Here is a 19,154-nt window from a genome sequence, read left to right on the forward strand (position 1 = left end):
GGAGCAATCTTGTGCGAACCCTGATCAACTGGATTCGTCAGGCGGCTTTTGTCCTGAATGTCATTGGCGGCGCCTTTTTGGTGGTGATGCTGGTGGCCGTGCTGATCGACATCCTGACCCGGACCGTGTTCGGCCTCACCGGAGGTCGCCTCGACCTGACCTTCCAGGGCAGTTTTGAAATTGTGCGCTATGGATTGCTGCTGTCGCTGACCTTCGCCATGCCCTACGCCCTGCCGCGCGCCCAGGTTGTGGTCGATCTGTTCACCGACAATCTGCCGGAATGGATGAAGGAACGCCTGGCCGGTGTCTACACCCTGTTCTTCGGGGTATTCGGTTTTCTGATGAGTTACCGCATGGTCGAGTCGGCACACGCGGCCGTCGCCAGCGGTGAAACCACACAGGATTTGTTGATTCCCATGCAATACATCTACGTGCTGACCGCGGTCGGTATGTTCATGCTCGGGCTGCGCGGTGTCAGCGTGGCGTACGCCGAGTTCTTCCTGAAAGAAAAAGAAATCCAGGTCACGGGGGACGCGTCATGAGTGGTGAAATGATCGGTCTTCTGTGCATCATCGGCATGCTCGGGCTGATTGCCCTGCGCATGCCCATCGCCCTGGCCATGGCCTCGTCCGGCTTTGTCGGGTTCGGTTTGATCGTCGCCTTCCAGCCGGCGGTTTCCATTCTGGAAAACGGCGCTTTCGATACGTTGTCGAACTACAGCTTCAGCCCGATTCCGATGTTCATTCTGATGGGGGTATTCGCGTCCAAGGCGCGCATGTCCGCGGAACTCTTCCACGGCGCCAAGACGTTGTTCGGCGCCTGGCGCGGCGGCATGGCGTTGGCGGCGGTCTCCTCCTGCGGTATTTTCTCCGCCATCTCCGGTTCGTCTCTGGCGACCGCCGCGAGCATGTCGAAGGTCGCGCTGCCGGAGATGAAAAAGAACGGGTATGCGTCGTCACTGGCTACCGGCACCCTGGCCGCCGGCGGCACGCTCGGCATCATGATTCCGCCGTCCATCGCCTTGTTGTTGTACGGCCTGCTGACCGAACAATCGGTCGGCGATATGTTCATCGCCGGCATCATTCCGGGCCTGATGGGTCTGTTGCTGTACATGATCGCCATCGCGGCCGTGGTCGCCTGGAAACCGGAACTGGCGACACCGGGCGACGCCACCACCTTCATGGAAAAAATGCGCGGCCTGAAAGGCCTGGTGCCGTTCGGCGGTGTGTTCGCGCTGATCATCGGTGGTATTTACGGCGGTATTTTTACGCCGACCGAAGCCGCCTCCGTCGGTGCCGCCGGCACTTTAATCATCGCCCTGGTTCGCGGCATGACCCGGAAGGATTTTCTCGCGTCCATTCAGGAAACCCTAATCATGTCGACGATGATTTTTTTCATGGTCATCGGCGCGGAAATTTTCGGCTATTTCCTGTCGGTCTCGCGCATTTCCTTCACGCTGGTGGAGATCGTCACCTCCTGGAACCTGACGCCGTTCATGATCCTGCTGTGCATCCTGGCGCTGTACATCGTGCTGGGCATGGTGATGGATTCGATCGCCATGTTGCTGCTGACCGTGCCGATCGTTTACCCGCTCGCCATGCAGGCCGGTTTCGACCCGATCTGGTTCGGCATCATCACCGTCATCACCGTGGAACTCGGACTGATCACACCGCCGATCGGGATGAACGTCTTCGTCATCAAATCGGTATCCGAAGACGTGCGCATTACGGAAATCTTCAAAGGCGTTATTCCGTTTGTGTTGTCCGACGTAGTGCGCCTGGCTTTGTTGATCGCCTTCCCGGTGCTGGCACTGGGGTTGTTGTAACTCATGCTTCGGAGTTCGCGACTTTGTGCCAGAACCCGCGCCGGCTACCGGGTGGCCCCATTCGGGGTCGCCATGAACCCATCCATGGGGGCTTGACGGCAGCCATCCTGGCTGCCGACAACCCCGAATGGGGCCACCCGGCATCCGGCGCTAGCCATCATCGAACTTCGGAACTTGAATTGTAACTTATCGAGGAACTACACCATGAGCAAAGTGGTCCAACACATCGAACGCGCCGATGCCGACGTCATCAAAGGCCTGGCCGAATGCGGCGTTGCCACCGTCCATGAAGCCCAGGGCCGCAAGGGCCTGCTGGCCGACTACATGCGCCCGATCTACAAGGGCGCGCAAATCGCCGCTTCCGCCGTCACCATTTCCGCACCGCCGGCCGACAACTGGATGGTGCACGTCGCCATCGAACAGGTTCAGGCCGGCGACATCCTGGTGCTGGCGCCAACGTCGCCTTCCAACGCCGGTTACTTTGGCGACCTGCTCGCCACCTCTATGCAGGCGCGCGGCGGTGTCGGTCTCATCATCGACGCCGGCGTGCGCGACACCAAAGACCTGACCGAAATGAACTTTCCGGTCTGGTCCAAATCGATATTCGCTCAGGGCACCGTCAAGGAAACCCTGGGTTCGGTGAACGTACCCATCGTGTGCGCCGGTGAACTGGTCAACCCGGGCGACATCATCGTCGCCGACGACGATGGCGTCTGCGTGGTCCGCCGCGAGGAAGCCAAAGATGTGTTGGAAAAGTCACGCAAGCGTATGGCCAACGAGGAAGAAAAACGTCAACGGCTCGCCGCCGGTGAACTCGGCCTCGACATTTACAACATGCGCGACCGTTTGAAAGAAAAGGGCCTGACCTATGTCTGACGCCGTCACTTGCATGTGGATGCGCGGCGGCACGTCGAAAGGCGGGTTTTTCCTGGCGGAAGACCTGCCGACAGACATGGCGCAGCGCGACCGCTTCCTGCTGCGCATCATGGGCTCGCCCGACCCGCGCCAGATCGACGGCATGGGCGGGGCCGACCCGCTGACCGCCAAGGTCGCCGTCGTTTCCAAATCGGACAAACCGGACGTCGATGTCGAATACCTGTTCCTGCAGGTCTACGTCGACGAAGCCCTGGTGAGCGATGCGCAAAACTGCGGCAACATGCTCGCCGGCGTCGGCCCGTTCGCCATCGAACGCGGTCTGGTTGAAGCGCAGGACGGCGAGACCCCGGTGCGTGTGTTCATGGTCAACACCGGCCAGGTCGCCGTCGAACAGGTGCAGACGCCTGGCGGTGAAGTCACCTACGAAGGCGACGCGGCCATCGACGGCGTGCCCGGCACGGCCGCCCCTGTGCTGATCACCTTCAAGGACACCGCCGGCTCCAGCTGCGGTGCCCTACTGCCGACCGGCAACACCTACGACACCATCGACGGTTGCCGCGTCACCTGCATCGACAACGGCATGCCGACGGTCTTATTGCGCGCGCGCGACTTCGACATCACCGGCACCGAGACCCGCGAAGCGCTGGACAACAATGCGGCGCTCAAAACCCGACTCGAAAAAATCCGCCTGCAGGCCGGCTATCTGATGAACCTCGGCGACGTCACCGAAAAAACTGTCCCGAAAATGACCCTGGTCAGCCCACCGCAACACGGCGGCGTGCTCAACACCCGAACGTTCATCCCGCACCGGTGCCATGCTTCCATCGGCGTGCTCGGCGCGGTATCCGTCGCTACCGCCGCGGCGCTGGACGGTTCAATCGCCAATGAAGTAGCGAACATCCAGGGCGACTCGATGGACATCGAACATCCGATCGGGAAAACCACGGTTGTATTGAGCCGGAATGACAACGGCGATATTGAAAGTGCGGCGATTTTGAGGACCGCAAGAAAACTGATGGATGGGGTTGTCTTCGATTAAGGCAACTCTGTCAGGTCCGGGTACCGGTTGCTCCTTGAGTGGGAGTCCGCAGCAGGGATGCTGCGGTCTAGGCCCCATGGATGGGTCCACGCCGACCTCTAAAGGGGCTACCGGTTCCCGGGCCGACCACAGGCAACAAATTGAGGCCAAACCACCGGCCAGGAGCAACCACCATGCCCATGAGCGAAGGCTACCTACCCTTCCACCCGAACCCGAAAAAACCCGACTACGTGCCACCCAAGGGCGCGGTCGACGCCCACTGCCATGTCTTCGGCCCCGAGGCCGAATTCCCGTACGCGCCGGAGCGTAAATACACCCCGTGCGACGCTGGCAAGGACAAACTGTTCGCCCTGCGCGACCACCTCGGCTTCGAACGCAACGTCATCGTTCAGGCCTCCTGTCACGGCAAAAACAACGACGCCCTGGTCGATGCCCTGCACTCCGCCGGCGACCTGGCACGCGGCGTCGCCGTCGTCGGTCAGGACATCACTGAAGCCGAACTGAAAGAACTCGACAACGCCGGCGTGCGCGCCGTGCGTTTCAACTTCGTCAAGCGATTGGTCGACGACACCCCCTGGGAGGTTTTCCTCGGCATCTACGAGAAGATCAAACCGCTAGGCTGGCACGTGGTCGTGTATTTCGAAGCACCGGATCTCGAAGGCCTGATCCCGCTGCTGGAACAGTTCGACACCACCATCGTCGTCGACCACATGGGCCGACCGGACGTGACCGAGGGTGTCGACGGCGCCGGCTTCCAACGCTTTATCCAATTGATGGACGAGCACCCGAGCATCTGGACCAAGGTCAGCTGCCCCGAACGGCTTACCGTTCAAGGCCCGGACTACGACGACGTCGTCCCCTTCGCGCGCAACCTGGTCGAGCGTTTCCCGGACCGGGTGCTGTGGGGCACGGACTGGCCGCACCCGAACATGAAATCGCACGTACCGGACGACGGTGTGTTGGTGGACGTGATTCCGCGCATCGCACCAACTGATGAGTTGCAGCAGAAGTTGCTGGTTGAGAATCCGATGCGGCTGTATTGGGAAAGGTAAAAGACACTCCCTCTCCCTAACCCTCTCCCAGCGGGAGGGGGGATGTTTAGCTCCCTCTCCCGCTGGGAGAGGGCTGGGGAGAGGGACAATCTTCTATTGGAGACACACCATGGACAACCGCCTGAACATCGCCTTCATCGGCTTCGGCGAAGCCGCCGACGCCTTCGTCGGCGGCCTGGACCGCACCCTGGTGACCGGCCTGACCGCCTACGACATCAAGACCGACCAGGACGCGGACAGCCGTCGGTGGATGGAAGATCGTTACAACGCCCAGGCCGTGAAAGGTGCACCCAGTCTGGCCGAGGCACTGGCCAGTGCGGATGTCGTGTTCTCGGTCGTGACCGCCGACCAGGCCGCCCTGGTAGCGGAACAGGCCGCACCTTTATTAAGCCCGGGCGCCCTCTTTTTCGACTGCAATTCTTGCGCGCCCCAGACCAAACAGACATCCGCCAAATTGATCGACGCCGTCGGCGGTCGTTACGTCGATGTCGCCGTCATGGCACCGGTGCATCCCGGTCGACATCGCACTCCTTTGTTGCTCAGCGGCGACCACGCTGAAGCCGCCAAAGCCGTGTTCGACCGGTTGAACATGAACGCGACCGTCGAACCCGGCCCGGTGGGCACGTCTTCATCCGTCAAAATGGTGCGCAGCATCATGGTAAAAGGTATGGAGGCGTTGTTCGCCGAGTGTGTGGTGGCGGGCCGACTGGCGGGCGTCGACGAACAGGTCATCGCGTCGCTGGAAGCCTCCCACCCTGGTTTCGACTGGGCGAAGCGCGCCGGATACAACCTGGAACGCATGGCCCAACACGGTATCCGCCGGGCGGCGGAGATGGACGAAGTCTGCGAATTTTTACATCACCTGGGCATCGACGAACCCCTCTCCGCCGGCACGGTTCGCTGGCAACGACGGGTGGGGGAACTGGGTCTGACGGTGTCGCAAGACGACTACCGGACCACCGCCGATTCGCTCATTCACGCTTTGAAACTCACCCCCATGAAGGAGGCTGACTCATGAAAATCTGTGTAGCCGGTGCCGCCGGCGCTTTCGGTATGAAACACCTCGACGCCCTCGCGAAAATCGACGGCATCGAAGTGCATTCCGTCGTCGGACGCGAAGCCGACGCCATTAACGAATTCGCCAAGGAACGCAAGATTCCACACGCCTTCACCGACCTGGCGGACGCCCTGAAACAACCGGAACTCGATGGCGTCATCCTCGCCACGCCGACGCAACTGCACGCCAGCCAGGCCATTCAGTGCCTCAAAGCCGGCAAGCACGTCATGGTGGAAATCCCGATGGCGGACAACATCGAGGACGCGCGCGAACTGGTCAAGGTGCAGCGGGAAACCGGCAAGGTCGCCATGGCCGGTCATACCCGTCGCTTCAACCCCAGCCACCAGTGGATCCACAACAAGATCCAGAAAGGCGAGCTGAAGATCCAGCAAATGGACGTGCAGACCTACTTCTTCCGCCGCAGCAATAAAAACGCCCTCGGCAAACCGCGCAGCTGGACCGACCACCTGCTGTGGCACCACGCCTGCCACACCGTCGACCTATTCCAGTACCAGACCGGCGAGGAAGCCAGCAAACTGCAGGCGCTGGAAGGCCCGACGCACCCGGAACTGGGCATCGCCATGGACATGAGCATCGGCATGAAGGTGCCTTCAGGCGCCCTGTGTACCCTGTCGCTCAGCTTCAACAACGAAGGCCCCTTCGGCACCTTCTTCCGCTACATCTGCGACAACGGCACCTACATCGCCCGCTACGACGACCTGGTCGACGGCAACGAAAACCCGATCGATTTAAGCAACGTCGACGTCTCGATGAACGGCATCGAACTGCAGGACCGCGAGTTCATCAGCGCCATCCAGGAAGGCCGCGAACCCAACGCCAGCGTAGCCCAGTGCCTACCGGCCATGGAAACCCTGAACAAACTGGAAAAGATCCTGGAAGAGGAATAAGAAAAGCCGGGCAATGGATACACCATTGCCCGGCTACCGTAGGGCAGAAGAGCCTTAGGCGACATCTGCCGAATGGACAACCGAGCCAATGGCTCATCCATTGTCGCTTCAAAATGGCAGATAACGCCTTTCAGGCTCTTCTGCCCTACGGTTGTGGGTCATCCCGACGGCACGGATCCACTCGGCAGATGTCGCCTAGGGCTCTTCTGCCCTACAAATCCACCATCGCGCATGGACTTAGGCGCCTACGCCAACCACTTCCGCATGGCGGCGTTCATCGCCTCAGGCCGCTCCATCGTACTCATGTGCCCGGCCTCCTCGATTGGAATCACTTCGCTGCCCGGCACCAGTTCCGCCATCTCGTAGTGCCGCTCCAGCGGGCTCCATCCGTCCTGACGGCCACACATAAACGTCGTTGGGCACGTAATCTGTTCAAGCACTTCACCACCGTCCGGTCGATTGATCAACGCGTGGATCTGCCGCTCGAATATCTCTGGTGTCTTGCTGGCGATCATATCCAGAATCCGCCCGCACAAGTCTTCATCGTCCAGCCGGTCCGGATGCACCATGCCCTGCAACCAGTCCGCGCCCATCGCGCGCATGCCCTCCTCGCGCGCCATTTTGACCAGCCGCATACGACCGGCGATTTCTTTCTCGCCGGCGTCACCCTTTGCCAGTGCTTTGTAGCCGGTATCGAGCAGTGCCAGGCGGACTACCCGTTCGGGGGCCTGGCGCATCACTTCCAGCGCAACACGCCCACCCATGGAGTGGCCGGCCAGGGCGAACCGATCCGGCGCCTCGTCGAGTACGTGATGGGCCATGGCTTTCAGACTGCTGGCGAACTCATAGTTCGGTACCACGCAGTGCCACTCATCCTGCAGGGCTTCGATTTGGGGTTCCCAAACGGTGCGGTCGCACATCAGTCCGGGCAGCAGCATCAGCGTCGGTTTCATGATTCATCCCTCGCGATCGGCATGTTCAAGGTAAATTCAGCACGGCGCTCCTGAAAGCGCCAGCCGTTCTTGGTGCGCACACAGTGGTCGTGGAACTCCCCGACCAGGCAACGGTGTACCGGCGCGCCGAACACCTCGGCCACCTGGTCTCCGGCTTCGGTCGACATCAGGGTGACGTAGGCCCTGGCCTTCACTTCCACGGAAGAGTGGATGTCGACCCGGAAATTGGTGATCAAATGCCGGTTGAACCGGTTGGGCGGGTTCTTGCCGTAGGAGTCCCGTATCGCGTCCGGTCCTACCAACGGGTCTGGCGTGGTCGGACGGAACAGGCGGCCGTTTTCCACAAACAGAGCCGCGAACCGGCCGAAATCCCGTTCGTCCAGGGCGTTCTGGGCCTCGTTGACCAGATCCTCCACAGCGCGGTGGATCAGGCAGCGGTCCAGTTCGGAGAGCTGGGTGGACATAAAGGCCTCACACAATCAGTTGGAATGCCTCCAGCATACTGATTCACAGGCTGGTGTGGGGCACTGAACAGTGCGTTCCGCCATGGCACCCCAATATATCGAAACTCGACGACCTGGCCTGTTCGATCACTGTTATACGAAGTCGATCGGTGTTTTCCTGCAACAGAAATGATAAGCGTTGCCAAGCTCGGTTTTTCTGGTAAATTCGCCCATCAACTTAAACTTGCCGACAACAACGGCAAATGGATTATTTACTTCTCTAAGGAATCTCCGTGTGAAAAGTATTAGACGAATTACCATTATCCTACCCACAGTACTCTTGCTATTTGCTTGTGAATACACCGAAGAAGACCCTATACCCAGCGACATCCACATTCAGGATGCCCTTGCCGTCTTTTCTGATGACACACAATCGTTAAAAAAGATCACCTTCGATGGCTCGGTGGAAACCGTCGCTCTGAACGACGTCCAGGGTGACGAAATGGAATTGCACAGTACATTTCCAACAGTGGGCCGAAGCAACCTGCTTTATGTCAATATTAACTATTACGATTACGCGGTACATCGGGCGTCCGGAAAAGCCATTCCGTTCGATGGCTATACAAGTCTAGACGGCCACAACGATACCAGTATTTTTACAAGCTATGCGAACGCTAATGACTACGAACGCAATGACATCCAGACTATCAATGATCGCTATGCCTTCAGAATAACCGACCATAAGAGCAACACTGTAGAGCTACAATCGGCCCACTTTACTTCAGATGGACAATTGAAATCCTCGCCCGTGTTAGGCTCGAAACATGTAACCCACTTTATGTTGTCCGATTCCGGGTTGCTGGCTTACACCACCCGGGATATCAGCGGCAGCGGTCTGTGCACGACTCATATTACATCGGGAACAGGTGGTAAGCGAATTGAGCATGACCCTGGCGTATTCTACTGGAAAGGAGCCAGTGGAGATCTCTACTATTTGGCGAGTTCGACATCCGTGTCTTCTCTCAATGATATAAACCGGGTAAATGCTGATGAGACGTTATCCACTGAACTGGTCGGTCATTCCACAGATAATATCGAGGGCCCTTGCGAACGAGATATCCAATGGATAGGGACTATTGAAAATAGAAGCTACTACCTACGCCTCTGGGTAAACGACCTGATTGAATTCAATGAGGACACGATGAGCTTTCGTGTTCTGGATGTACTGCCAGACCGTGGTCTGGTCGGAGCTGGAGTCGCCGGTGACTATATTTATTATTGGGGAGAATTTACCCAATACGATGAACCCGATCGCTTTACTGTGTCCGCCGTAGATCAACTCGACCCCATCAGCGAAGTCACTACTCGGATCTACACCGGGGACCCTGTCTTGGTTGGGTATATCGACAACGACACTCTGTGGGCGCACATGTCCACTCCAGGTCTTCACAGTTGGGTTGGCAAGATAGATAACTTGTCCACTCTCACCGGCCCGACATCCATAACAGAAGTATACCGGCCCACCGGTACCTTTGATGGTGGGCTAACCTTTAATTATGTCTGGCTCGGTCGATAGCCAGTGCTTTGTATGTAAACCATTGAATGTGAGTTCCGTCGCCGGAGTACGTCTCCGGCTTTTCCGCACTGCGACGACGCATTAAGTATGGTTTGCTATCCGTACAACTGTTGAGCTGGATCAATAGACTGGCCGATTCCCTCATGCGAACGCATCCACCGCTGGCAATCCACCGTACTCCTAGTACATTAGAATCACCTAAACAAAAGGAGTACCACCATGTTGACGAACGTCGGCGGGGCGGATCGAGTCGCCCGCATCATAATCGGACTGGCGCTGATTGCCCTGGGTGTCACAGGCGTGATCGGTTGGTGGGGGTTGATCGGTGTAGTGGTGCTGGCTACCGGTATCGTCCGGGTGTGTCCGGCCTATCTGCCGTTCCGGTTCTCCACCCGCAAGAAGTCTTGATTTTCAAAGCGATAGGGATCCGGGCAATCTCTTCCGGATCCCTTTTCTGTTTGAACACCGTTACTATTTTAGCGCCCAACCCTGAAAATCCGACCTGGGGGCCAGTTGCTCTTCAAACAAACGGCGTTGATCATGTCGGGAATAGAATGTCATATTGAAATATTGTGCATTGTCATGGCTGCTGATTTCCAACTTAAAGGGTATGGAGACCTTACCCGCCTCAACTTCAAACCGTTTGACCATTGATCTGGGGTAAACTCGCCGCCCATTCTTGGCAATACTGACCCTTCGCTCAATGATGTAGCGCCCCTCGGGTAATTGTCCCAGAAACTCATATTCATCACCTACGCGCGGGCTTATTCGAAGCCGATGTTGCTCATCGGTATCCAGGTTATTAACCGTAAATACGTAGTCATACCAGATCTCATGTCCAGGTGCTGCGGTAACGTCCGTAGGGATGATCACCAAGCCCTCATTCTCTCCCTGGTAGGGCTGGATATTTTTCATAGCACATCCCGACAAGACGGCCAGGATTGCCAAGCATAAGATTGTTCTCAGGTATAACATTCCTTCTCCTTATTGTTGTCATTCTGGTCAAGTGGAAATACAACCCGGCCTACAGCACTCACTGCAATAGATCGAGCGCATAAGGCTACCCTCTTTCTAAGGGTAGAACCATTTACCGTGACGTTACTGCAATTCCGCCGTCAATTCCTTCAAAAACTCGATGAACAACCGCGTCTTGGCGCTCAGCATACGCCGGCTGGTGTACACCGCCGAGGCTTTGGCGAGCTGGTCCATTTGTACGTCGGTGGCGACCTGCACCAGCTGGCCGTCGGCGATCGCATCGCGGCAATAGATGGCGGGCAGCAGGGCGACGCCGCTGCCGGCGATGACGGTGTCGCGCACCATGATCGGGTCCGTAGTCTCTATGGCGGCGTCGATCTCGATGCGTTGCCGATCGCCCTGGTAGCGCACCACCAGAGGCGCGTTATTGTATCGGCGCTCGCACACCTGAACGTGCGCCAGCAAGTCCTCCAGGTCGGCGAAGCGTTGGTCGGCCTTGTAGCGTTTGGGGCTTGCGACCCAGATCAGCGGCGTTTCGAACAGGGGGACGGCGATGAGTTCCGAATCCGGCAGTTCGCCGACCTGCACAGCCAGGTCGATGTGTTCGCCGATCAGGTCGACCGCCGTGGGCGTGACCTGGATGTGCAACTGGATTTCCGGGTAACGCTCGTGAAAACGCTGCAGGTGACCGGCCAGGACATGGCGGCTGAACGCCATCGGCAGGGAGACAGTCAGCTCGCCGCTGGGTGTGTGGCCCAGGCCGTTCATGTGGGCGTCGGCCGCTTCGACCTGTTCCATGATCAGCTGGCAGTGCTTGTAGAACACCTCGCCTTCGCTGGTCATGCGCATCTGGCGGGAGTTGCGTTCAAGCAGGCGCACCTGCAGGTCGTCCTCCAACCGCTGTATGAAACGACTGACGCTGGATTTGGGCATCCGCAGGGCTCGGGCGGCCGAGGAAATGCCTTCTTTTTCGACTACGGCCACGAAAACGGGCAGATCGGCTATGTTCCACTTCACGAACGAAACGTCCTAATCAGCTGGGTTGTTCCAAATTGTGCACTTAACTACTCTGGTTGTCACCCCCGAGGGTCGACTGTTTTCAAATCGCTACAAAGTGATATCCGACAGCGCCCCATCAGTTTTGGCCGCACCCCGGTGCAGCCGGACGACCATGAGAGACAGGCTATGAAACACGACTACGACGACATCCCCGGTACCTATGTGATGGACGGTGAGCACTGTCGTAAGGGCTACCACCTGAACATGTTCTGCATGTCGCTGAACAAGGCCGAGAACCGCGATGAATTCCGTAAAGACGAAGCGGCCTACCTCGACCGATTCAAATTGACGCCGCAGCAGCGCCAGGCCGTGCTCGACCGTGACTGGCTGGGCATGCTGCGTCTGGGCGGCAACATCTATTACACCTTCAAGCTCGCCATATTCGACGGCCGCTCCATGCAGTATGTCGGCGGTGCCATGTCCGGCATCACCGAGGAGGATTTCCGGCAAATGATGATCAACGGCGGCCGTCCGATCGAAGGCAACCGCAGCAAAGAGCAGGAGAACGTCCATGGCTAAGATCGTTACCGGCATCGGTACGTCCCACGTTCCGGCCATCGGGGCGGCCATCGACAACGGCAAGACCCAGGACCCGTATTGGAAGCCGTTGTTCGACGGCTATCAGTGGGCCCGCGACTGGATTCAGGAACACAAGCCGGATGTGGCCATCGTCGTCTACAACGACCACGCCTCCGCCTTCGGCCTGAACCTGATCCCGACGTTCACTCTGGGCGTCGCCGACCGCTTCGAACCGGCCGACGAGGGCTATGGCCCGCGTCAGGTTCCGGCGGCCGAGGGTGACCCGGAACTGGCCTGGCACCTGGCCGAGTCGTTGATCCTGGACGAGTTCGACATGACCATCGCCAACGAGATGGACATCGACCACGGCTGCACCGTACCGCTGTCGATCATGTTCGACCAACCGAGCGAGTGGCCGTGCAAGATCATTCCGCTGTGCGTCAACGTGATCCAGTACCCACCGCCGACCGGGAAGCGGTGTTTCGACCTGGGTCGTGCCATCCGCAAGGCCGTCGAAGCCTACGACAAAGACCTGAAGGTGGCGATTTTCGGCACCGGCGGTATGTCGCACCAATTGCAGGGTGAGCGCGCCGGTCTGGTCAACGAGGATTTCGACAAGGCGTTCCTGCGTGACCTGACGGCCGACCCGGTCGGGCTGACGAAAAAACCGCACGTCGAATATATGCGCGAAGCCGGTTCCGAAGGCATCGAACTGGTGATGTGGCTGATCATGCGCGGTGCGCTGGGCGAACAGGCGAAAGAGACCTACAGTTTCTATCACGTACCCGCGTCCAACACCGGTGCCGGTTTGATTATTCTCGAAGACGACAACTAGTTAATGTAGGAGCGCACTCTGTGCGCGACATTGTTTCATTGAAGCAAACTTGTCGCGCACGGAGTGCGCTCCTACAGACAGGAGACGATCATGATCATCGATTGCCATGGCCATTACACTACCGCGCCAGCCGAGTTGGGCGAATACCGCGACCGCCAGAAAGCGGAGTTGCAACAGGACGCGAACTTTCGCACGGCCAAGGGCGTGCTGAACATCACCGACGACCAGATTCGCGAGAGCATCGAGAACAACCAGCTCAAGTTGCAACGCGAACGCGGCACGGACCTGACCATCTTTTCCCCGCGCGCCAGCTGGATGGGCCACCACCTCGGCAACGAAAGCACCAGCGTCGCCTGGACCGAACACTGCAACGACCTGATCCGCCGCGTCTGCGATCTGTTCCCGCAGAACTTTGCCCCGGTGGCGCAGCTGCCGCAAAGCCCCCAGGTCACACCGGAAGCCTGCGTCGCCGAACTGGAGCGCACCGTCAACCAGATGGGTTTTATCGGCTGTAACCTGAATCCGGACCCGTCCGGCGGCTTCTGGAAAGACAAGCCGCTGCACGACAAGTTCTGGTACCCGATTTACGAGAAAATGAGCGAGCTGAACATCCCCGCGATGATCCACGTCAGCGGCGCCTGCCACGAGTGCTTCCACACCACCAGCTCCTACTACCTGAGCGCCGACACCACAGCGTTCGTGCACATGATGATGTCCGACCTGTTCAAGGACTTCCCGGACCTCAAATTCATCATCCCGCACGGCGGCGGTGCCGTGCCCTATCACTGGGGTCGTTTCCGGGGCATGGCGCAGGACATGGGCCTGGGTGATCTGGAAGAACGGGTACTGAACAACGTCTACTTCGACACCTGCGTGTATCACCAGGAAGGCATCGACTTGTTGCTCGACGTGATTCCGACCAAAAACATCCTGTTCGCGTCCGAAATGATCGGCGCCGTGCGCGGTGTCGACCCACGCACCGGGCATAATTTCGACGACACCAAGCGTTATATCGATGCGAATACCCGGCTCTCCGACGCCGAGAAGAAAATGGTGTTCGAGGACAACGCGCGGGCGCTGTTTCCGCGTTTGAAGGCGTGATGTTCGGGGCGGATTGCCCGCCTTGATTCACCGCCTGGTTTCTAATCTGTGTTGTGCGTTTCGCCGCCCTTTTTGGGCGGCTTTTTTTGTATATGGATGCGCGACGTGTAGGGCAGAAGAGCCTTAAGCGACATCTGCCGTTCTTGTAAACCGTAGGGCAGAAGAGCCCGAAGGGCGTTATCTGCCTTTGGAATTCGAATGTGCCCGTGGATTGCCCTCAGGCTTGGTTATAATCGGCAGATAACGCTGTCGCTCTTCTGCCCTACAGACCGCGGTGGTAGCTGCAACTGCCAAGAAATGTATCGATATCCCGGACCTCTGTATTAGCCCGACCTCGCCACTTCCGATTAACTCTCCACATCACAAAAACAAATTTGGAGAGCCATACGCATGCCCTACCCCCTTACCGATTCCACCGACCTGTCCAACCAGACCGCCCTGCTGACGGGCGCCGGCGGCGGCATCGGGCTCGCCGTCGCCGAGACCTACCTCCAGGCCGGTGCGCGCTGCCTGCTCAGTGACCTCAGCCCCACCCCCAACAACGCTACCGCCGCCCTGCTCGAACGCTACCCCGACACAGCCCGCTACCACGCCTGCGACGTGGCCGACCTCGACAGCATCGACCGTCTCATCAACGCCACCCTCGACTGGACCGGCGGCATCGACATCCTGTTCAACAACGCCGCCGTCTTCGACCTCGCCCCCCTGCTCGACGCCAGCTTTGAGAGCTACCAAAAACTCTTCGACGTCAACGTCAAAGGCCTCTTCTTCACCCTGCAAAAAGTCGCCCGAACCATGGTCGACCAACAGCGGCCCGGTCGCATCATCAACATGGCCTCCCAGGCCGGCCGACGCGGCGAAGCCCTCGTCGCCCACTACTGCGCCACCAAAGCCGCCGTCATCAGCTACACCCAATCCGCCGCGCTCGCCCTCGCCGACCACGGCATCCGCGTCAACGCCATCTCCCCCGGCGTCATCGACACCCCCATGTGGGACGACGTCGATGCCTTGTTCGCCAAGTACGAAAACCGACCGCTGGGCGAGAAAAAACGCGTTGTGGGCGAGGAAGTGCCGTTGGGGTATATGGGCAAACCGGAGGATATTTGCGGGTTGGCGTTGTTTTTGGCGTCGGCCGGGTCGGCGTATGTTACGGCGCAGACTTATAATGTGGATGGTGGTAATGTGATGAGTTAGGTAATAGGTTGTTGTGGCAACGTCACGGTGGGCAGCCGATGTGTCGGACCATCCCACCCTACAGGACTATGAGGGTGGAGCAGCCACAGAAACGAGCGACGGATACCCGGGTTGCTCACAGGGGGATATCTGAGGCATGGATGCCGAAGCTAAGCCTACATGGACGTATTCACGGCGGCCCCCTGGGAGCAACCCGGGCAGCCGTCGCGTATTTTGGCACCCGACCAACCGCCTCAACAACTCGAGGCTCGGTATGACAAGACTGAACAAGACAGCACCGGCCGTTGAATTGACCAACGACGGCACCGACACACTTCGCTACAGCGAACACGGCACCCCCAGCCCGTTGATCCGCTGGCACATCCACGACGACCACGAACTCCACCTCATCACCGCCACCACCGGCAAATTCTTCGTCGGCGACGCCATCCGCAACTTCGAACCCGGCCACCTCATCCTCACCGGCCCACGCCTGCCCCACAACTGGATCACCGACCCGGACCAACCGCCCGTCCCGCTGCGCGACCAACTGATCCACTTCAACGCCGCCCGCATCACCGATTGCCTCGGCGCATTCCCCGAGCTGTCCGAACTCGGCCCGTTGTGGGAAAAAGCCAAGTACGGCATCGAATTTCAGGGGCGGGACCTGGACCGCTCGCGCCGCGACTTCGACCGCCTGCGCAACAGCCGGGGCCTCGAACGGCTGCTGTTGTTTCTGGACCTGTTGCACGAGCTGAATCACTGGCCGCATTTCCGACTGCTGTCCACCGTCCAGATCAACGAATTCATCAACGAAGCGGCGCAGCGCAAAATCAACACCGTCATCGACTATGTGTTCGAACACTATGCCACGCCGATCAACTTGGGCGACGTAGCCCGACTGGTCGGCATGTCCGAAAACTATTTCTCCAGCTTCTTTCGCAAAACCACCGGCAACCGCTTTGTCGAATTTCTCAATCGGGTGCGCATCAGTCGTGCCTGTACCCTGTTGGCGGAGACCGATCGGCAGATCACCACGATCTGCTATGACGTCGGGTTCAATAACGTCGCCAATTTCAATCGACGTTTTCACGACCTGAAAGGCGTCACGCCGAGCGAATACCGCCACCAGACCGTCGACCGCTAATCCTCGGCCACGACTTCGTTGGACAACAATCCAACCCCTTCGATTTCCACCTCCACCCGGTCTCCCGGCTGCAACCAGACTTTGGGGTCGCGAAAGGCGCCCGCGCCGCCCGGTGTGCCGGTAACGATGACATCGCCCGGACTCAACGGTGTGAAGGTACTGATGTATTCGATCAGCGCCGGGATGTCGAAGATCAAATCACTGGTCAGTGTGTCCTGCAGGGTTTCGCCGTTGACGCGGGTCATCAGGTGCAGTTGGCTCGGGTCGGGAATCTCGTCGGGCGTGACCATCCATGGGCCGAAACTGCCGCTGCGCGGGAAGTTCTTGCCGGGCGTGAATTGGGAGGTGTGCATCTGCCAGTCACGGACAGAGCCGTCGTTATAACAACTGTAACCGGCGATGTAATCCAGCGCCTGGTCGGCGGGGACATTGCGGGCGGAACGACCAATGACTACGGCAAGTTCCCCTTCGAAGTCGTATTTGTTCGACGCGGCCGGGCGAACCAGGGCTTCGCCATGACCGACCTGGGTGTCGGGGAAACGGGTGAAGACCATGGGCCGGCGCGGTTTGGGCATGCCGGTTTCTTCGATGTGCCTGGCGTAGTTGATGCCGATGCAAAGGATTTTATCGGGGTTGGGGATCGGCGGCAGGTAGCTGATGGTGTCCGGGTCGATCAGGGGGAGTTGGCTGAGGTCCTGATCGTGAATGCGGCCCAGGGTTTCGCATTCGAGCATGGTTTTGAGGGTGGTGCCGAGTTGGTCGGCCAGGGGGCTTAAATCACGGATGCCGGAGTCTTCCCTGAGGCCGACGCAAGGGGTTCCGTTTTGGTTAAAGGTCAGCAGTTTCATGATGAATTCCCGTCTAGTATTCGATGAGTGACCAATCGCTGATCGGAGGTTAGTTCGAACAGTCTACACAATCCAGATTCAAGCCCCCGGTAACGGTGCGTTCCGGGTGACCTGCGGCTATATTGGTGATCCTGTAGGGTGGGCAGCCGATGTGTCGGACCATCCCACCCCAGGGAACACCGCCAAAACAAAAATAGGAGGATGGAATGGCCAGTCAAACCATCAGCACCGACGCGATCGCAAAAGCCACGGGCATTGCCTGGGATGACTGGCTGGCGTGGTTGCAAGAACACAATGCCAAGGAACTTCCCCACAAAGACATCGCCGAGACGATCCGCCAGCGCGGTGATGTATCCGGCTGGTGGGCGCAGACAGTGACGGTAGCCTATGAACAGCACATCGGGCGGCGGGTGCCGGGGCAGGATTGCGACGGACAGTTTCAGGTGGCGGTGTCGAAGACATTGCCGGGGTCGATGGATGAGGCGCTGGCCCGTTGGTCCAGGCATATGGATGGCGTGGAGGCGCTGTCGGATATTCCGATCAGTCGCGGGCCGGATACGTCGGAGACGGAGAAGTGGCGGTATTGGCGCTGTGGACTGGCGGACGGGTCACGGGTGAATGTACATATCCACCAGAAGGCGCCGGACAAGGCGGCACTCGGGGTTCAGCATGAAAAACTGGAAAGCCCCGAACAGGTGGAACACTGGCGGGGGTTTTGGAAGGCCTGTGTTAAAGGGCTTTGAGTTTTTGCCTGGAACCCGCGTCGGGTGCCGGGGTGACCTATTTGGGGTCGCCATAAACCCGTCCATAGGGGCTTGACGGCCGCCATCCTGGCGGCCGACATCCCCAAATAGGCCACCCCGGCACCCGCCGCTAGCCAGTAGCATCGACCCTAGCCCTTGGTTCCGTAGGGTGGGCAATGCCCACCATGTTGAAACAACCACCCAATGGAAACCAGCCCATTTCAGTCGGCTAAGCCAGTGTTTTCACCCGATGGCGCAACCATACCCGCTGGAGGGCAGCCGAACCGTCGGACCGACCCACCCTTGTATGCTATAGCTCACCTTCGAAATAATCCACGTCTTCATCCATTCGAGACATGTGGCGGATTCTGCGTACACCGGCGTCCAGGTCGCCGGCCATGGCGAGCATTTTATTGGAGTCGGGGTATTCGCAAATCTCGCTGGATTCGTTGGTTCCGAGACAAAAATACTTCAGGTCTTTGTTGCTGGTGTTGATGATCTGGTGCGCCACATCGCGTCCGCCCGGCGGGCAGGCGATGACGTCGTAGGCTTTGATCGGGTATTCCTCGTCGCCGAAGCGCAGGGTGCCGTTGCCTTCGAGGATGAGGAACATTTCCTCGGCGACGTGGTGGTTGTGGAACGGGCAGGACTTCTTGCCCGGCGGTACGATGGTGATGCTATAGCCGAGTTTCTTGGCGCCGATTTTTTCGCTGATGCCGGCGTAGCGCTCCTGGTAGGGTCCTTTGTCGAACGGTTCGAATTCGGTAATTTCAGCCAGGTTGAGAAACGGTTTCACGGCCCACTCCTCCGGTTGTTGTGAACCCCCATTGTAGGGTGGGCATGGCCCACCAAGGAAGTAAAACTGGGTGATGGACACACGACGGCCTAGTCGTTGGATCGATCCGACCTGTATCTGCCTCGTGGTGGGCAGTGAGGCTGTGAGAGTATTTTTTTGCCGGCATCACATTGGTTTTAGGCTCGTTCATGCTGGTTAGAATGCCCTCCGGCACCCGCAATTGGTATTT

21 protein-coding genes are annotated in these 19,154 nt (G+C 58.8%); 15 read left to right on the forward strand and 6 right to left on the reverse strand.

All coding sequences use genetic code 11. From position 1 onward, the window contains the following. The first annotated feature begins 11 nt into the window (after window positions 1–11). From IE111_RS20290 to IE111_RS20320, 7 genes are all read left to right on the forward strand, one after another. Entirely contained in the window at window positions 12–542 is a 531-nt protein-coding gene (locus IE111_RS20290) for a TRAP transporter small permease (protein ID WP_189612235.1), read from the forward strand. Further along, the gene (locus IE111_RS20295) at window positions 539–1,825 is read left to right on the forward strand and encodes a TRAP transporter large permease (protein ID WP_189612237.1); all 1,287 of its coding nucleotides are present in this window, start codon (window positions 539–541) and stop codon (window positions 1,823–1,825) included. The genes IE111_RS20290 and IE111_RS20295 overlap by 4 nt, the downstream gene beginning before the upstream one ends. Window positions 1,826–2,029: 204 nt before the next feature. Next, window positions 2,030–2,701 (forward strand): 4-carboxy-4-hydroxy-2-oxoadipate aldolase/oxaloacetate decarboxylase, encoded by a 672-nt coding sequence (locus IE111_RS20300; protein ID WP_189612239.1) that lies wholly within the window; start codon window positions 2,030–2,032, stop codon window positions 2,699–2,701. Next, window positions 2,694–3,740, forward strand: a complete 1,047-nt coding sequence (locus tag IE111_RS20305; protein WP_189612241.1) for a 4-oxalomesaconate tautomerase — start codon at window positions 2,694–2,696, stop codon at window positions 3,738–3,740. Before IE111_RS20300 ends, IE111_RS20305 begins: the two co-directional genes overlap by 8 nt. Before the next feature lie 173 nt (window positions 3,741–3,913). Continuing rightward, a complete protein-coding gene (locus IE111_RS20310; protein ID WP_308427564.1) occupies window positions 3,914–4,792 on the forward strand; it encodes an amidohydrolase family protein in 879 nt (292 codons plus the stop codon). A 109-nt stretch (window positions 4,793–4,901) separates the two neighbouring features. Next, entirely contained in the window at window positions 4,902–5,810 is a 909-nt protein-coding gene (locus tag IE111_RS20315; protein ID WP_189612242.1) for a DUF1932 domain-containing protein, read from the forward strand. Continuing rightward, window positions 5,807–6,757, forward strand: a complete 951-nt coding sequence (locus IE111_RS20320; protein WP_189612244.1) for a Gfo/Idh/MocA family oxidoreductase — start codon at window positions 5,807–5,809, stop codon at window positions 6,755–6,757. Before IE111_RS20315 ends, IE111_RS20320 begins: the two co-directional genes overlap by 4 nt. Before the next feature lie 245 nt (window positions 6,758–7,002). On the opposite strand, the gene IE111_RS20325 is transcribed toward IE111_RS20320, so the two are convergent. Both IE111_RS20325 and IE111_RS20330 read right to left on the reverse strand, forming a co-directional pair. After that, window positions 7,003–7,710 carry an alpha/beta fold hydrolase gene (locus IE111_RS20325; protein ID WP_189612246.1) on the reverse strand — a complete coding sequence of 236 codons (708 nt, stop codon included), beginning with the start codon at window positions 7,708–7,710 and terminating at the stop codon, window positions 7,003–7,005. After that, the gene (locus IE111_RS20330; RefSeq protein WP_189612248.1) at window positions 7,707–8,174 is read right to left on the reverse strand and encodes a nuclear transport factor 2 family protein; all 468 of its coding nucleotides are present in this window, start codon (window positions 8,172–8,174) and stop codon (window positions 7,707–7,709) included. The genes IE111_RS20325 and IE111_RS20330 overlap by 4 nt, the downstream gene beginning before the upstream one ends. A 274-nt stretch (window positions 8,175–8,448) precedes the next feature. Here IE111_RS20330 and IE111_RS20335 point away from each other — a divergent pair, with 274 nt between their 5' ends. Both IE111_RS20335 and IE111_RS20340 read left to right on the forward strand, forming a co-directional pair. Beyond that, entirely contained in the window at window positions 8,449–9,729 is a 1,281-nt protein-coding gene (locus IE111_RS20335; RefSeq protein WP_189612250.1) for a hypothetical protein, read from the forward strand. Between the two features lie 219 nt (window positions 9,730–9,948). Beyond that, window positions 9,949–10,137 carry a YgaP family membrane protein gene (locus IE111_RS20340; protein ID WP_189612251.1) on the forward strand — a complete coding sequence of 63 codons (189 nt, stop codon included), beginning with the start codon at window positions 9,949–9,951 and terminating at the stop codon, window positions 10,135–10,137. A 63-nt stretch (window positions 10,138–10,200) separates the two neighbouring features. On the opposite strand, the gene IE111_RS20345 is transcribed toward IE111_RS20340, so the two are convergent. Then, complete coding sequence (locus tag IE111_RS20345; RefSeq protein ID WP_189612253.1) at window positions 10,201–10,644, reverse strand: hypothetical protein; 444 nt, start codon at window positions 10,642–10,644, stop codon at window positions 10,201–10,203. A gap of 183 nt (window positions 10,645–10,827) precedes the next feature. Further along, window positions 10,828–11,721 carry a LysR family transcriptional regulator gene (locus tag IE111_RS20350; RefSeq protein WP_189612255.1) on the reverse strand — a complete coding sequence of 298 codons (894 nt, stop codon included), beginning with the start codon at window positions 11,719–11,721 and terminating at the stop codon, window positions 10,828–10,830. Window positions 11,722–11,889: 168 nt separating this feature from the next. Between IE111_RS20350 and ligA the strand changes: the two genes are divergently transcribed. From ligA to IE111_RS20375, 5 genes are all read left to right on the forward strand, one after another. Next, window positions 11,890–12,282, forward strand: coding sequence for a protocatechuate 4,5-dioxygenase subunit alpha (gene ligA, locus IE111_RS20355; protein WP_189612257.1), 393 nt, complete (start codon window positions 11,890–11,892; stop codon window positions 12,280–12,282). Beyond that, complete coding sequence (locus tag IE111_RS20360; protein ID WP_189612259.1) at window positions 12,275–13,117, forward strand: class III extradiol dioxygenase subunit beta; 843 nt, start codon at window positions 12,275–12,277, stop codon at window positions 13,115–13,117. Before ligA ends, IE111_RS20360 begins: the two co-directional genes overlap by 8 nt. 90 nt (window positions 13,118–13,207) lie before the next feature. Continuing rightward, window positions 13,208–14,218, forward strand: coding sequence for an amidohydrolase family protein (locus IE111_RS20365; RefSeq protein ID WP_189612261.1), 1,011 nt, complete (start codon window positions 13,208–13,210; stop codon window positions 14,216–14,218). 390 nt (window positions 14,219–14,608) lie between these two features. After that, a complete protein-coding gene (locus IE111_RS20370; protein ID WP_189612263.1) occupies window positions 14,609–15,412 on the forward strand; it encodes an L-iditol 2-dehydrogenase in 804 nt (267 codons plus the stop codon). Window positions 15,413–15,665: 253 nt separating this feature from the next. Beyond that, a complete protein-coding gene (locus tag IE111_RS20375; RefSeq protein ID WP_189612265.1) occupies window positions 15,666–16,538 on the forward strand; it encodes an AraC family transcriptional regulator in 873 nt (290 codons plus the stop codon). Here the strand turns inward: IE111_RS20375 and IE111_RS20380 are convergent. After that, the gene (locus tag IE111_RS20380; protein WP_189612267.1) at window positions 16,535–17,386 is read right to left on the reverse strand and encodes a fumarylacetoacetate hydrolase family protein; all 852 of its coding nucleotides are present in this window, start codon (window positions 17,384–17,386) and stop codon (window positions 16,535–16,537) included. The two genes, IE111_RS20375 and IE111_RS20380, sit on opposite strands and share 4 nt — an antisense overlap. A 206-nt stretch (window positions 17,387–17,592) precedes the next feature. Between IE111_RS20380 and IE111_RS20385 the strand changes: the two genes are divergently transcribed. Further along, entirely contained in the window at window positions 17,593–18,129 is a 537-nt protein-coding gene (locus IE111_RS20385; RefSeq protein ID WP_189612270.1) for a hypothetical protein, read from the forward strand. A 310-nt stretch (window positions 18,130–18,439) separates the two neighbouring features. Here IE111_RS20385 and IE111_RS20390 read toward each other — a convergent pair whose 3' ends face one another. Further along, a complete protein-coding gene (locus IE111_RS20390) occupies window positions 18,440–18,925 on the reverse strand; it encodes a cupin domain-containing protein (protein ID WP_189612273.1) in 486 nt (161 codons plus the stop codon). Window positions 18,926–19,154: the final 229 nt, after the last annotated feature.

Origin of the sequence: Saccharospirillum salsuginis, from assembly GCF_014651855.1 — a bacterium.
Taxonomy (GTDB): Bacteria; Pseudomonadota; Gammaproteobacteria; order Pseudomonadales; family Natronospirillaceae; genus Saccharospirillum; species Saccharospirillum salsuginis.

Excerpts from the sequence above, each read along its gene's own strand:
- IE111_RS20295 (WP_189612237.1), top strand. The coding sequence starts at position 539 with ATGAGTGGTGAAATGATCGGTCTTCTGTGCATCATCGGCATGCTCGGG.
- IE111_RS20300 (WP_189612239.1), top strand. The coding sequence starts at position 2,030 with ATGAGCAAAGTGGTCCAACACATCGAACGCGCCGATGCCGACGTCATC.
- IE111_RS20305 (WP_189612241.1), top strand. The coding sequence starts at position 2,694 with ATGTCTGACGCCGTCACTTGCATGTGGATGCGCGGCGGCACGTCGAAA.
- IE111_RS20310 (WP_308427564.1), top strand. The coding sequence starts at position 3,914 with ATGCCCATGAGCGAAGGCTACCTACCCTTCCACCCGAACCCGAAAAAA.
- IE111_RS20315 (WP_189612242.1), top strand. The coding sequence starts at position 4,902 with ATGGACAACCGCCTGAACATCGCCTTCATCGGCTTCGGCGAAGCCGCC.
- IE111_RS20320 (WP_189612244.1), top strand. The coding sequence starts at position 5,807 with ATGAAAATCTGTGTAGCCGGTGCCGCCGGCGCTTTCGGTATGAAACAC.
- IE111_RS20325 (WP_189612246.1), bottom strand. The coding sequence starts at position 7,710 with ATGAAACCGACGCTGATGCTGCTGCCCGGACTGATGTGCGACCGCACC.
- IE111_RS20330 (WP_189612248.1), bottom strand. The coding sequence starts at position 8,174 with ATGTCCACCCAGCTCTCCGAACTGGACCGCTGCCTGATCCACCGCGCT.
- IE111_RS20340 (WP_189612251.1), top strand. The coding sequence starts at position 9,949 with ATGTTGACGAACGTCGGCGGGGCGGATCGAGTCGCCCGCATCATAATC.
- IE111_RS20345 (WP_189612253.1), bottom strand. The coding sequence starts at position 10,644 with ATGAAAAATATCCAGCCCTACCAGGGAGAGAATGAGGGCTTGGTGATC.
- ligA (WP_189612257.1), top strand. The coding sequence starts at position 11,890 with ATGAAACACGACTACGACGACATCCCCGGTACCTATGTGATGGACGGT.
- IE111_RS20360 (WP_189612259.1), top strand. The coding sequence starts at position 12,275 with ATGGCTAAGATCGTTACCGGCATCGGTACGTCCCACGTTCCGGCCATC.
- IE111_RS20365 (WP_189612261.1), top strand. The coding sequence starts at position 13,208 with ATGATCATCGATTGCCATGGCCATTACACTACCGCGCCAGCCGAGTTG.
- IE111_RS20370 (WP_189612263.1), top strand. The coding sequence starts at position 14,609 with ATGCCCTACCCCCTTACCGATTCCACCGACCTGTCCAACCAGACCGCC.
- IE111_RS20375 (WP_189612265.1), top strand. The coding sequence starts at position 15,666 with ATGACAAGACTGAACAAGACAGCACCGGCCGTTGAATTGACCAACGAC.
- IE111_RS20380 (WP_189612267.1), bottom strand. The coding sequence starts at position 17,386 with ATGAAACTGCTGACCTTTAACCAAAACGGAACCCCTTGCGTCGGCCTC.
- IE111_RS20385 (WP_189612270.1), top strand. The coding sequence starts at position 17,593 with ATGGCCAGTCAAACCATCAGCACCGACGCGATCGCAAAAGCCACGGGC.